Below are 13341 nucleotides of genomic sequence, written 5' to 3'. Positions count from 1 at the left end.
GTTCTGAAAAGGCGTCTATGAATAAATTCACGAACGCCTTTTTGTTTTATATAGATTTCTTCTTTTTTTGTGAATTAGTAACTCATCTCCACGATAGATTTTACTTTTTCTAAAGTGATGTTTTGTTTTTCTCCTAAGCCTTTCCAGCCTCTTTGATCAAAACGTTTTACAATAAAATCAGCGGCCTTGTCGTAGTCTTGGGTATAATCAGATAGTTTGGTGTTCATCCCCATAGTATGGAAGAACTCAACTGTTTTTTCAATAGCTTTCGTCGCAATTTCTTCTTCTGTTCCTTCCAAATTGAAAATACGTTTTCCGTATTGTGCCAATTTTTGTTTTTTGGTTTCTAACATCACTTTGTACAAACTAGGAGCGATAATTGCTAAAGTACGCGCGTGGTCAATTCCGTATAAAGCGGTTAATTCATGGCCAATCATGTGGGTTGCCCAATCACTAGGAACTCCTTTTTGGATTAAACCGTTTAATGCCATGGTACAACTCCACATAAAATTAGATGCCAAAGCATAATCTCCTGGGTTTTCGACTACTTTAGGACCTACTTCGATTAAAGTTTGTAGAATTCCTTCTGCAATTCGGTCTTGTAAATAACCATCATGAGGATAGGTTAAATATTGCTCCATCACGTGGGTGTAGGCATCTACGACACCATTTTGAAGCTGTCTTTTTGGTAGGGATACAATTACAGTTGGATCGCAAATAGAGAATTTCGGGAACAAAGCCGAACCTCCAAAAGCTAGTTTTTCTTGGGTAGCTTCAATAGTTACCACCGCGCCAGAATTCATTTCGCTTCCCGTAGCCGGCAGAGTTAGAACCGTTCCAAAAGGCACTGCATTTTCTTTTATCAACAAACGTTTTTGAAGGATGTCTATTGGGTTCCCGTCAAAATCAACGGCTGCCGAAATAAATTTCACACCATCAATCACCGAGCCACCACCAACAGCTAGAATAAAGTCTATTTTTTGTTCTTTAATAATTGCAACCGCTTTCATCAAAGTTTCAAAATGAGGATTGGGTTCTATTCCGCCAAATTCAACAATCTCAAAGCCTTTAAGATTATCGATAACCTGCTGATGAATTCCGTTTTTAAAGATACTTCCGCCACCATAAGCCAATAATATTTTAGCTCCTTTTGGTACTAATGATCCTAATTTTTCTATTTGTCCCTTACCGAATACAAGATTTGTAGGGTTGTATAATTCAAAGTTTAACATCTTTATTTTTTTGCGTTTAATTGTTGTAATAATTTTTCGGCCACTAGTTTAGAAGAAGCAGGATTTTGACCTGTTATCAGCAAACCGTCTACTACCGCATAAGGATTCCAGTCGGCTCCTTTTGAATAATGAGCTCCATTTGCCTGTAAAGCATCTTCTAATAAAAACGGAACGACTTTCGTTAATCCTACTGCTGCTTCTTCAGTATTAGAAAAACCTGTTAGTTTTTTTCCTTTAACTAAATAGTCTCCATTGACTTTTACGTTTTTTAATACCGCTGGAGAATGACAAACAAAGGCTAACGGCTTTTTGCTGGTGTAGAATTTTTCGATTAAGGCAGCGGAATTTTTATCAGTAGCTAAATCCCACAAAGGACCATGACCTCCTGGATAAAAAATAGCATCATAATTGGACTCTTTAACGTCAGCTAATTTTATAGTATTTTTTAATTTTGCCAATAAAGCATTATCTTTGTCTAATCTTTTAGTGTCTTCTGTCGCTGATGCTGGGTCTTCACTTTTTGGATCAATTGGAGGTTGTCCACCCAATGGTGTGGCAATATCAATTTGAACTCCTTTATCTGCTAATTCATAATAAGGCGCAGCAAATTCTTCAGTCCAATAACCTGTTTTTTCTCCGGTATCTCCCAGTTTATCATGACTGGTAAGAACAAATAGTACTTTTTTCATGTCTTTTTTATTTTGTGCAGTAGCTACGATGCTATTCGCTGTTAAAATGATAGTTGCGATTAATGCGATTTTTTTCATTGTTGAATTTATTTATACAAATTTAAGGTATACATGTTATTAGTAAAAATAATTTAAATTATGTTTGTGATAAATATATTTATATCATGGTTAACTTAGAATGGTACAGAACGTTTAAATCCGTGTATAAAAACGGTAATTTTTCTTTGGCTGCTAAAGAATTATTTATCAGTCAACCGGCTGTTAGCCAACAAATAGCGATGTTAGAGGCGCATGTAGGTTATACTCTTTTTAATAGAAAATCTAAAGGAGTTGAGCCAACAGAATATGCTAAGTTACTTAATAACTTGATTATAGAGGCTTTGAATAGATTGGAAAATGTAGAGAATGGTTTTGGAATGAAGGCATTTAATGCCAACCGTTTGATTTCTGTGGGAATTTCAAAGCATTTGTTTAGCAGCATCGGTAGTTCTTTGATTTCGAAATTTGATTTTATCGATTTTAGCTTTTATGAAGATGAAACGCTATTTGACTTGGTAAACACAAAAAAGTTGGATTTTGCAGTTGTTACCAAGAAGTACGACACCTTTGATACGATTCAGAAAAAGTTAGGTGAGATGAAACAAATCATTGTGGGTTCAATGAATATTGATGTTTCTGGATTTAAAGCAAAAGTAAAATCCAAAGATTTCCTGGAAGCGGAACAATGGTTAAACGAACAAAAATGGTATAGCCATGATTCCGGAATTCCACATGTGAAGTTGTTTTGGCTCCATGCTTTTAATAAAAAGAGACCTTCGATGGTTCCTAATTATATTATTCCAAGTGAATATGAGATGTTGGATATAGTTTCTAAAAATACTGGAATTGCAGTGGTTTGGGATGTGAATGCCAAGTTTTTTATTGAAAATAAAAAATTGCAATTAGTATGGAACAGCAAACAAATGCCTAGTACGGAGGTGTTCTTGTTATCGGGTAAAAACGATAATTTTAATAACGCCTTCCAGGAAATGGAAGAAGAATTGAAAAAACTGCTGGCCTAATTATTTTTTATAGAAATTATTATGATCAATATATTCCCAGACTTTTGTAGGCAATAGTGGTTGGATATTTTTTCCTTCTTTGATGCTTTTTCGAATAAATGTTGAGGAAATTTCGACTATTGGTGCATCAATCAAATGAACTTTGGGATGGTTTTTTAAGTCAAGGTTTTCTGCCTCGGAAGAAATCCGAGGATAGACATAGATTTCATGATTTTGCAGAATAATTTCATGGTTTTTCCACTTGTGTAAAGACTTTAAATTGTCTTCTCCCATAATCAAAGAAAAGTCGTGATTAGGGAATTTCTCTTCCAGATGAACCAAGGTGTTTACCGTATAATTAGGCTGCGATAATTTGAATTCGATATCAGAGGGTTTCAATTTCGGGAAATCCTCGGTTGCCAGATGCACCATTTCTAGGCGATGATAATCATCGAGCAAAGTATCTTTCTTTTTTAGCGGATTATGGGGCGTAACGACAAGCCACACTTGTTCTAAATCGGCATTTTCAGCCATGTGATTGGCAATGATTAAATGTCCGACATGAATGGGGTTAAACGTTCCGAAATACAATCCGATTTTCATTATTCTTTTACAAAGTTTTTAACCAATTGATAGGCTTCTTCTAAAGCGATTTCTAAATCGTAATTTTTTATAATGGTATCAAATTGTGGCGCTGTTGCCAGTTCAACTGATGCTTTTGCAATGCGCATATTGATTTTATCCTCGCTTTCGGTCGAGCGTTCTTTAAGTCTTCTTTTTAGCTCATCTACACTTGGCGGCTTTACGAAAACAGCTAGAGTTTGTTCAGGAAATTTGTGTTTAATTCGCAATCCTCCTGCGACATCAATATCAAAAATCACGTTTTTTCCTTTGGCCCAGATTCGTTCTACTTCGCTTTTTAGCGTTCCGTAAAAATTATCTCGGTATACTTCTTCCCATTCCAAGAAATCGTCATTTTTGATGTGCTTTTTGAATTCTTCGGTCGAGATGAAGTAGTAATCTTTCCCGTTCACTTCTTCTCCTCTTGGCTCGCGAGAAGCTGCTGAGATTGAGAATTCTAAATTTAAATCTTCCTTGCTTAATAAATGCCTAACTATGGTCGTTTTTCCGGATCCCGAAGGTGCCGAGAATACGATTAATTTTCCGCCTGTGCTGCTCATTATTGTTGTTTTTTATTCCCCTTTGGGGTTAGGAGGCTATAATACGTTTAAAACTTGTTCTTTGATTTTTTCCAATTCGTCTTTCATCTGAACGACCAATTTCTGCATTTGCGCATGATTGGATTTAGATCCCATCGTATTGATTTCGCGCCCCATTTCTTGGGTAATAAAACCTAATTTTCTACCGTTGGCTTCGGTTCCTTTGATGGTTTCCAAGAAATAATCCAAGTGATTGGTCAAACGTACTTTTTCTTCGGTAATATCTAATTTCTCTAAATAATAGATCAATTCTTGTTCAAAACGATTCTCGTCAACGTTTACTTTTAATTCATCAATAGCAGTTTGTAAACGGTCTTTTATAGCTTGAACGCGTTCAGGATCAAGTGCTAAAGCATCAGTCATGTATTGACGAATATTTCCTATTCGCAATTGAAATTCTTTTTCGAGTGACATTCCTTCATCTCTTCTGAAATTAAGGATATTATTCAAGCTCTCTTCGATTACTTTTTTGATTTCTGCCCAATCATTTTCGTCAATTTCATCACGCTCAATTTTCATCGTATCGGGCATGCGAATCGCCATTTTCATTAGTTCTGTTTCATCGGCATCAGCATAAACGGCACGTAATTGCTCGATGTATCCTTTTACAATTGGCACATTCACTTTCGTGGAAGTTTGTTCGGCGGTACTTTCGATAAAAATAGAAAAATCAACTTTTCCTCTTTCTAGTGTAGATGCAATCTGGGTTCTCAAACCTAATTCCATTTCGCGGTAAAGGGAAGGCATTCTCACATTCAAATCCAAACCTTTACTGTTTAAGGATTTTACTTCTACTGTTATTTTTTTGGTTGGTAATTGTAAAGTAGCTTTACCAAAACCCGTCATCGATTGTATCATATTATTTTCTAAAAGTGGTCAAAGATAAGAAAAAAGTGTTCAGTGTCCAGTTTTCGGTCTACAGACCCAAGACTACAGCCTGAAAACTATTCCAATGCTTTCATTACCTGAAGCATGCTTTGTTGGCTGCCGCCAATATAAACCTTGTTTTCAATGACAAAAACAGGTCGGCTTAAAAAAGTATAATGTTCTAGTATATAGTTTTTGTAGTCCTCTTCGGTTAATGACTTGTCTTTTAGATTCATCGATTTGTAAAGCTGGGCTTTTTTGCTAAATAAGACTTCATAACTTCCTGAAATTTGGTGCATTTCCTCTAGTTCCTCAATCGTAAGTGGGTTTTGTTTGATGTCGCGAAAAACGAGGTTATTCCCTTTTGGTAAAGATTTTATGATTTTTCGGCAAGTATCACAAGAAGCGATATAATATATTTTGTTCATAATGCTTTGAATTTTCTTTATGCAAAGAAAATTCATTTAACAGTGAAAATGATTAATTTTATAAAAAAATAAAATCATAGGATATGAATCAAACATTTCAGATTACCGCAACGAGCAGGGAAACATTGTCCCGATTTTTGCATGGATATACGTTAGAGCAATTAAATAAAATTCCCGAAGGCTATAATAATAATTTGATTTGGAATATCGGTCACATCGTTGTAGTGCAGCAAATGCTGGTTTATAAATTATCAGGTTTACCTATGATGATTTCGGATGAAATGGTCAATAAATATAAGAAAGGAAGCGCACCAGTTCAGGACGCAACCCAGGCAGATGTTGATGAGATAAAGAAATTTCTTTTTGAGACAATCGATCAAACCAAAATGGATTTGGATAATAAAATTTTCAAAAATTTCCAGGAATTTACAACTATGACAGGTTTTGCTATAAAAAATGCAGAAGACGCTATTTCGTTTAATATTTACCATGAGGCAATTCATACAGGGATTATGATGGGCATAAAGAAGTTTGTATAATTTCAAGTAAGGAAGGAGCCAATGGTTTGTTTAGAATAAATTAAAGGGTAATTTTGTGAAAGATATTCGCAATCAAAAATTAAGAGATCTGGAATCTGCATAACGAAAATTCGATGGAAGTACGAAGAACAGCTATGCAAGTTCCAGATGAGCAATAAAAAATAAAAAATATTCAGCTATGAAATTTAATACTAAAACAATTCACGGAGGGCAGCATCACGATCCAAGCACGGGAGCCGTAATGCCTCCGGTTTATCAAACGTCAACATTTGTGCAAAAAAGTCCTGGACAGCCCATAAATCCGGATTATGAATACAGCAGGGCGGCAAATCCTACCAGATCTGCGCTAGAAAATGCATTGGCAAGTATTGAAAATGGGGTAAGGGGATTGGCTTTTTCATCCGGATTGGCGGCAACAGATTGTTTGTTGCGTTCTTTCAAAGCCGGTGATGAAATAATTGCTATGGATGATTTGTATGGAGGAACTTATAGAATGTTTACTAAAATATATAAGGATTCTGGGATTAAATTTCATTTTGTAGATATGAATGATATGGGGAAATTCCAGTCATTAATCAACAAGAACACTAAGTTGGTTTGGGTGGAAACGCCAACGAATCCTTTGATGAAATTGGCAGATATTCAAGAAATTGCCAAGATTACTAAAGCGAACAACATCCTTTTTGCGGTTGATAACACTTTTGCGACACCTTATTTGCAGAATCCCTTAGATTTAGGAGCAGATGTAGTTATGCATTCGGCAACAAAATATCTTTCGGGACATTCTGATGTTATTGCAGGAGCTTTAATTGTAAAAGACGAAGCATTAGGAGAGCAATTGCATTTTCAACAATTTGCTACGGGTGCTACCCTTGGACCAATGGATAGCTTTTTAGTCCTTAGAGGAATAAAAACATTGCATCTAAGAATGCAAAGACATTGTGAAAATGGTGTAAAAGTGGTTGAATTTTTAAACAGTCACCCTAAAATTAAAACCGTTTATTACCCAGGTTTAGAAAGTCATCCGTTTCATGAAATTGCAAAGAAGCAGATGAGTGATTTTGGGGGAATGGTTTCTTTCACATTTGTATCGGGTAAAAAAGAAGATTCGATTGATTTTCTTGAAAAGCTAAAGGTATTTACTTTGGCGGAATCTCTTGGCGGAGTTGAGTCATTGGCCAATCATCCGGCACTAATGACACATGCCTCGATTCCGGAAGACAAAAGAAAAGAAATAGGAATTACCGATGATTTGGTTCGATTGAGTGTAGGTATAGAAGATGCCGAAGATTTAATTGAAGATTTAAAACAGGCATTGGCATAATTCAGCCCAATTTTATAAAAAATCCCAATTCTAATTTTTTTAGGATTGGGATTTTGTTTTTCTATTGCAGATAATAAATATAACCCACATTGAACCAAACTAACCAATCGTTGGCCTTGTTCTCTTTGTAAATGGCTGGATTTGGGTTTAAGCCATCTACCCAATTTGAAAAATAATATTGAAATCTCAAATCAACCATTAAATCTTGTAAAGGTGTTAGTTTGTAACGGGTTCCTACACTTGAAATGACTGACCAAACTGTGCCGGTCTCTGTTGAAAAACCGTAAGGGCGATCATCAGTTGGGGTTAGGTATTTTGGAAATGTGGTTAAAGGAGTTCCTAGCGGACCCATTGTTGAAGATGCTTTGGCATCGTATTGACTGAATTGGCCGCCAAGGCTTATGAATGGGCCTAAGCTTCCTATTCTAGCTGTAAAATCTCTAATGCTTAGGGGGAAATATTCTAACTGCATACCTATATTAGTAACTGCGGTGCTTCCTCTCATGGCTCTTAATTGATCGGCTCCCAGTGAGGTTTTGTCTGGCGCTACCCATTCTCCAAAATGTTCCAAATTTGTTTTATTGTAGGACAACTCACTTCTCAGTTTAAAATGATCGTTAAAATAGGTTTCGGGGGCATAGCAGTTGCATTCTGCTTTGTATGAAAAATTGATATAATGAATAATACCAATCCCTATACCAGTATTTCCTGCATTGGTATCTAGATTATAACGTTCTCCGTAATCAGATTGAAAGGCTACAGGACCAACAATAATCCCTACTTCATGCGAAAAACCAAATTGCGCATTTGTTTTATTTGAAAAACCCAAAAAAACAAATAGAGTGAGGGTGATGTATTTTAGCATTTTCAGTTAAAATTTCAAGTACAAACAAATATAAGGAAAACATCAATCCCTTATTGGAATTAAAATAAAAAATAATAAGTCAAATTCTATTTTATTTGTGAAAACTGTAGTAATTTCTGTGAAAAAGCTAGTTTTATAGAGGATTTCCTTGTGATTACTTAATGAAAAGATAATTCTATTGAGAAAATAAAACATATGTATTTCGAATATTCTTATAAAACGTATATTTGTATTGGCTAACGAAAACGTTTTCTTAATTAATTTGTTATTTATATATGTTACTAAAAATAAATGATTTTATGGCTCAGGTTGAAGCCAAAAATCCAAACGAACCAGAATTTATTCAAGCAGTTAGAGAATTTGCCGAAACGGTGATTCCATTTATTGCAACACAGAAAAAATATGATGGAAAAAACCTGCTTTTAAGAATGTCTGAGCCGGAACGTTCTATTATATTTCGTGTTCCTTGGGTTGATGATAAAGGTGAAATTCAGGTAAATAGAGGATTTAGAATTCAGATGAATTCTGCCATCGGACCTTACAAGGGAGGAATTCGTTTTCATCATACCGTAAATTTATCGGTATTGAAATTTTTAGCTTTTGAGCAAGTATTTAAAAACAGCTTGACGACTTTGCCAATGGGCGGAGGAAAAGGAGGATCTGATTTTGATCCACAAGGAAAATCAGATGGCGAAGTGATGCGTTTTTGCCAGTCATTCATGACGGAATTATGCAGACATATCGGTCCACAATTAGACGTTCCTGCTGGGGATATTGGTGTTGGTGCTAGAGAAATTGGGTATTTATTTGGTCAATATAAGAGAATAAGAAACGAGTTTACCGGAGTTTTAACCGGTAAAGGATTGGCATACGGAGGTTCTTTGATTCGTCCGGAAGCTACAGGTTATGGAGTGGTTTATTTTACCGAACAAATGTTGCAGACTATTGGTCACACCATCAAAGGTAAAAGAGTAGCTATTTCAGGATTTGGAAATGTGGCTTGGGGAGTCGCTTTAAAAGTGAACGATCTTGGCGGAAAATTAGTTACTATTTCTGGGCCTGATGGTTATATTTATGACGAAGAAGGTATCTCGGGAGATAAGATTGAATTTATGCTTGAAATGAGAGCTAGAGGAGATAACAGAGTAGAGTCTTATTTAGAGAAATATCCAAATGCGGTTTTCCATAAAGGAAGAAGCGTTTGGGAAGTTAAGGTTGATGTTGCAATTCCTTGTGCAACTCAAAATGAGTTGAATGAAGAGGATGCGAAAAAATTGATTGCTAACGGAGTGATTTGTGTAACCGAAGCGGCCAATATGCCAAGTACATTAGGAGCTATTAAAGAATTCTTAAATGCTAAAGTTCTATTTGCACCAGGTAAAGCAGCCAATGCAGGAGGTGTTGCGGCTTCAGGATTAGAGATGACCCAAAACTCTATCCGTCTAAACTGGACAAGTGAAGAAGTAGACTCGAGATTGAAGGAAATCATGACAGGCATACACAATCAGTGTAAGAAATACGGTACTGATGACGATGGTTACGTAAATTATGTAAAAGGAGCTAACATTGCCGGTTTTGTGAAAGTTGCAGATGCAATGCTTGCCCAAGGAGTGGTGTAAACCAACTTTGTAAATATTTTAAACAAAAACCTTCTGTCGTAGTTTTGACAGAAGGTTTTTTATTTAATGAAAATACGGTTTTAAAATCATTCTGCATGTAAGTAAAGAGGAGCTATCGCGACGAAGAGGATTGAATTATTGCTAAGTAGAAGTGCTATTTTGGGAAAATTAGACAAGAATTTGCTGCTTTTTGTTGAAATTAAAGTGGCGGTTATTTTGGTTTTATTATGAAATTAATAATATTCCCTATTCGAATTTTTGTATAAAATAAAATTGATAGTCCTTATTTAATGAATAGGGAATTCTTCCGGTAAAAGCAAAAATAAATTCCCAGTATTTTGATTGTGACCTATCTTTGTGAACCTAAACAATGACGTTTTCTCTAACGTTTATAATCTAATTATCATGTCACAAAGCATTTCTACTTTTATCGGAGAGGTTGCCAAAAACAACCCAAATGAGCCGGAATTCATGCAAGCTGTTATAGAGGTTGCTGAAGCTGTTATTCCTTTTATTGAAAAAAATAAAAAATATCAAAATAAAATGCTTTTGGAGCGGATGGTCGAGGCAGAACGAATTGTTATTTTTCGTGTGCCTTGGATTGATGATCGTGGGAAAACACAGGTAAATAGAGGATATCGTATTCAGATGAATTCGGCAATTGGTCCTTACAAAGGAGGAATTCGTTTTCATCCTTCTGTAAATTTGAGCATCTTGAAATTTTTGGCTTTTGAACAAACCTTCAAAAATAGTTTGACCACTTTGCCAATGGGCGGTGGAAAAGGAGGTTCTAATTTTGATCCAAAAGGAAAATCGGATATTGAAGTGATGCGTTTTTGTCAAAGTTTCATGAATGAATTATGCAGACACATTGGTGCTGATACTGACGTTCCTGCGGGTGATATTGGTGTTGGAGCAAGAGAAGTAGGTTATATGTTTGGGCAGTATAAAAAGATTAAAAACGAATTTACAGGAGTTTTAACCGGAAAGGGAATTTCTTTTGGAGGTTCGTTGATAAGACCCGAATCTACAGGATATGGTACGGTGTATTTTGCACAAAGTATGTTAGCTACAAAAGGAGATGATTTTAACGGTAAAACTGTGGTGATTTCTGGTTCAGGAAACGTAGCGCAATATGCAACCGAAAAAGTGAATGAATTAGGAGGAAAAGTGGTTGCTCTTTCAGATTCTTTAGGATATGTTTATGATGCTGACGGATTTGATGCAGAAAAATTGGCTCATGTGATGGAACTGAAAAATGAATTAAGAGGCACGATTAAGGATTATGTAACCAAGTATCCAAATGCCAAATATGTTGTCGGAGCTCGTCCTTGGGGGATAAAATGTGATGTTGCCTTGCCTTGTGCAACTCAAAACGAGTTGGATGATGAGGATGCTAAAACGCTGGTGGCTAACGGATGTATTTGTGTTGCCGAAGGTGCAAATATGCCATCTACCCCAGAGGCGGTTGTTGTTTTTCAGGATGCAAAAATATTGTACGCTCCAGGTAAAGCTTCAAATGCTGGTGGAGTTACAACTTCAGGTCTTGAGATGTCTCAAAATTCATTAAGACTGAAATGGTCTTCTAAAAAAGTAGATGAAAGATTAAAAGAAATTATGGCTGATATTCACTCTTCTTGTGTGAAATATGGAACTGACGAAACCGGACATGTTGATTATGTGAAAGGAGCAAATATTGCAGGTTTTGTAAAAGTGGCCGATGCCATGCTGGCTCAAGGAGTGGTATAATCTCTTTTTTAAAATATTTTTTAAATGCCTTCTATTTTTCTGAATGTTCGGGAAGATAGAAGGTTTTTTTTGAGGAATGAATCAAAAGCCAAGTGTTTTGGTTTGTAGTATATTTGCAGGCGAATAAAACTGTTTTATTTCCAAAAAAAGTTAAAAAATGCAGGTAAAAACCAAGGCAATCGTCATTTCGTCTTTGAAATTTCAAGAAAAAAGCTTGATTGTAAAGTGTTTCACGCTCTCGCATGGATTGAAATCGTACTTTGTTCGGGATGCTTTTTCCGGCAGAAAATCCAATCAAAAAATAGCTTATTTCCAGCCGTTGACACTATTGGATATCGAGGCGGTTCATAAAAATAAAGGCACATTAGAAAACTTCAAAGAAATAAAGATAGCGACTCCGTTTCATTCGATACATTCCAATATTTATAAGAGTACTATCGTGATGTTTCTTTCTGAGGTTTTGCATCATTCCATTCACGAAGAGGAAAAAAACGAGCCTCTTTTTACTTTTCTGGAAACCGCCTTACATTGGTTGGATAATCATGATGAAATGGCTAATTTTCATTTGATTTTACTGCTTGAAATTACAAAATACCTTGGCTTTTATCCCGATATTTCCGATATGGATATGCCTTTTTTTGAGATGACCGAAGGTGTTTTTACTCCTTTTCATGCCATAAGTTCGTTGACGGAGCACGAAACAAGTTTGTTTAAAAAACTGATTGGTTTAAAATTCGATAATGATCAAAAAATCTTTCATGTTATTGAAAGGCAAATCATTTTGAAAATTCTAATTGATTATTATAGTTTTCATTTGGATGGTTTTAAAAAACCAAAATCATTGGACGTTTTGAAAGAAGTTTTTTCTTAGAGATTAAAATTTTTTCCCAAATTTAATTTTGCATCAAAAAGTAAAGTGTATTTGTCTTTTAATCTAGTTTGTTGTTCTTTATGGAAAATAGACTTTAACTAATTAATTTATGAAAACAAAAGTACAAGTGCCAGAAGATATCGAAAAGATTGATAAATACACGAACTATCAGCTGCCAAATAAATTTAAAATTATTGGTTTAGTATTGTTTATTATTTCATTTATCTCAGTTCCGGTTATCTCTATCTATTTAGAAAATAATAAATACCAAGATTTATTCCAGAGGATAGGTTCGACGATAGCTATTTTAAGTTTGCTCACCATAGCAATTTCTAAGGAAAAAGTAGAGGACGAGTTAATTGCAAAAATTAGGATGCAATCGTATCATTACGCTGTCATTGGTACTGTACTAGCTTATTTACTGTTGCCATTTGTTAATTATGTAATTGTATTTATTTTCTCACATGCGCCAAAAATGGAAGGTAGTAAGGATATTCCAATATTGGGAGTTTTACTTATGATGCAAATTCTAACATTCAGGAAGTTAAAAAAGGCCTATAATGAAGAATAGACTAAAAGTAGAGCGAGCCATTTTAAACATAACTCAAGAGGAGCTTGCGGAAAGAATAGGTGTTTCTCGACAAACAATAAATTCAATTGAAACCAATCGCTTTGTCCCATCTACTGTTTTAGCGTTAAAATTGTCAAAGTTGTTTGGTAAATCAGTTAATGAATTTTTCGAGTTAGAAGGAGATGAAAAACAATAGCTAATACCTTGGCTTTTTAATAAATTCTTGTGATTCTGGAGTCTCTAGTAACAAACCGTAGTGAAAATTTGTGAAATTCGTGTGCAATAATTCAAAATTCATTACTTTCGCACATCGATTAAAGAAAAGGA

15 protein-coding genes are annotated in these 13341 nt (G+C 35.2%); 8 read left to right on the top strand and 7 right to left on the bottom strand.

The window, feature by feature from the left end:
• Positions 1 to 74: 74 nt before the first annotated feature.
• The gene (locus tag ACMDB5_RS03515; RefSeq protein ID WP_413999638.1) at positions 75 to 1232 is read right to left on the bottom strand and encodes an iron-containing alcohol dehydrogenase; all 1158 of its coding nucleotides are present in this window, start codon (positions 1230 to 1232) and stop codon (positions 75 to 77) included.
• Positions 1233 to 1234: 2 nt separating this feature from the next.
• Entirely contained in the window at positions 1235 to 1999 is a 765-nt protein-coding gene (locus ACMDB5_RS03510) for a type 1 glutamine amidotransferase domain-containing protein (RefSeq protein ID WP_413999637.1), read from the bottom strand.
• Positions 2000 to 2085: 86 nt separating this feature from the next.
• Between ACMDB5_RS03510 and ACMDB5_RS03505 the strand changes: the two genes are divergently transcribed.
• Positions 2086 to 2982 (top strand): LysR family transcriptional regulator, encoded by an 897-nt coding sequence (locus ACMDB5_RS03505; RefSeq protein WP_413999636.1) that lies wholly within the window; start codon positions 2086 to 2088, stop codon positions 2980 to 2982.
• On the opposite strand, the gene nadD is transcribed toward ACMDB5_RS03505, so the two are convergent.
• From nadD to ACMDB5_RS03485, 4 genes are all read right to left on the bottom strand, one after another.
• A complete protein-coding gene (gene nadD, locus ACMDB5_RS03500) occupies positions 2983 to 3564 on the bottom strand; it encodes a nicotinate (nicotinamide) nucleotide adenylyltransferase (protein ID WP_413999635.1) in 582 nt (193 codons plus the stop codon).
• Positions 3564 to 4142, bottom strand: a complete 579-nt coding sequence (gmk, locus tag ACMDB5_RS03495) for a guanylate kinase (protein ID WP_413999634.1) — start codon at positions 4140 to 4142, stop codon at positions 3564 to 3566. Before gmk ends, nadD begins: the two co-directional genes overlap by 1 nt.
• A gap of 36 nt (positions 4143 to 4178) precedes the next feature.
• The gene (locus ACMDB5_RS03490) at positions 4179 to 5039 is read right to left on the bottom strand and encodes a YicC/YloC family endoribonuclease (RefSeq protein ID WP_413999633.1); all 861 of its coding nucleotides are present in this window, start codon (positions 5037 to 5039) and stop codon (positions 4179 to 4181) included.
• 86 nt (positions 5040 to 5125) lie between these two features.
• The gene (locus ACMDB5_RS03485; protein WP_413999632.1) at positions 5126 to 5476 is read right to left on the bottom strand and encodes an arsenate reductase family protein; all 351 of its coding nucleotides are present in this window, start codon (positions 5474 to 5476) and stop codon (positions 5126 to 5128) included.
• A gap of 83 nt (positions 5477 to 5559) precedes the next feature.
• Here ACMDB5_RS03485 and ACMDB5_RS03480 point away from each other — a divergent pair, with 83 nt between their 5' ends.
• Positions 5560 to 6015, top strand: a complete 456-nt coding sequence (locus ACMDB5_RS03480) for a DinB family protein (RefSeq protein WP_413999631.1) — start codon at positions 5560 to 5562, stop codon at positions 6013 to 6015.
• A gap of 154 nt (positions 6016 to 6169) precedes the next feature.
• Complete coding sequence (locus ACMDB5_RS03475; RefSeq protein ID WP_414000352.1) at positions 6170 to 7339, top strand: cystathionine gamma-synthase; 1170 nt, start codon at positions 6170 to 6172, stop codon at positions 7337 to 7339.
• 61 nt (positions 7340 to 7400) lie between these two features.
• Here ACMDB5_RS03475 and ACMDB5_RS03470 read toward each other — a convergent pair whose 3' ends face one another.
• Positions 7401 to 8204 carry a THC0290_0291 family protein gene (locus ACMDB5_RS03470; protein WP_413999630.1) on the bottom strand — a complete coding sequence of 268 codons (804 nt, stop codon included), beginning with the start codon at positions 8202 to 8204 and terminating at the stop codon, positions 7401 to 7403.
• Between the two features lie 275 nt (positions 8205 to 8479).
• On the opposite strand from ACMDB5_RS03470, the gene gdhA (ACMDB5_RS03465) reads away from it, so the two are divergent.
• The 5 genes from gdhA (ACMDB5_RS03465) to ACMDB5_RS03445 all read left to right on the top strand — a co-directional run bounded on the left by gdhA (ACMDB5_RS03465) (position 8480) and on the right by ACMDB5_RS03445 (position 13210).
• On the top strand, positions 8480 to 9823 hold the full coding sequence (gene gdhA, locus ACMDB5_RS03465; RefSeq protein WP_413999629.1) for an NADP-specific glutamate dehydrogenase: 1344 nt from the start codon (positions 8480 to 8482) through the stop codon (positions 9821 to 9823).
• A 405-nt stretch (positions 9824 to 10228) separates the two neighbouring features.
• A complete protein-coding gene (gdhA, locus tag ACMDB5_RS03460; RefSeq protein ID WP_413999628.1) occupies positions 10229 to 11572 on the top strand; it encodes an NADP-specific glutamate dehydrogenase in 1344 nt (447 codons plus the stop codon).
• A gap of 157 nt (positions 11573 to 11729) precedes the next feature.
• The gene (gene recO / locus ACMDB5_RS03455) at positions 11730 to 12443 is read left to right on the top strand and encodes a DNA repair protein RecO (RefSeq protein WP_413999627.1); all 714 of its coding nucleotides are present in this window, start codon (positions 11730 to 11732) and stop codon (positions 12441 to 12443) included.
• A gap of 109 nt (positions 12444 to 12552) precedes the next feature.
• Positions 12553 to 13014, top strand: a complete 462-nt coding sequence (locus tag ACMDB5_RS03450; protein ID WP_413999626.1) for a hypothetical protein — start codon at positions 12553 to 12555, stop codon at positions 13012 to 13014.
• The gene (locus ACMDB5_RS03445) at positions 13004 to 13210 is read left to right on the top strand and encodes a helix-turn-helix transcriptional regulator (RefSeq protein ID WP_413999625.1); all 207 of its coding nucleotides are present in this window, start codon (positions 13004 to 13006) and stop codon (positions 13208 to 13210) included. The genes ACMDB5_RS03450 and ACMDB5_RS03445 overlap by 11 nt, the downstream gene beginning before the upstream one ends.
• Positions 13211 to 13341 lie beyond the last annotated feature (131 nt).

Source organism: Flavobacterium sp. W1B, from assembly GCF_047344965.1.
In the GTDB taxonomy this organism is placed as follows: Bacteria; Bacteroidota; Bacteroidia; order Flavobacteriales; family Flavobacteriaceae; genus Flavobacterium.
Note: the sequence above shows the minus strand (reverse complement) of the source record. Positions and strands in the feature narration are given on the sequence as shown.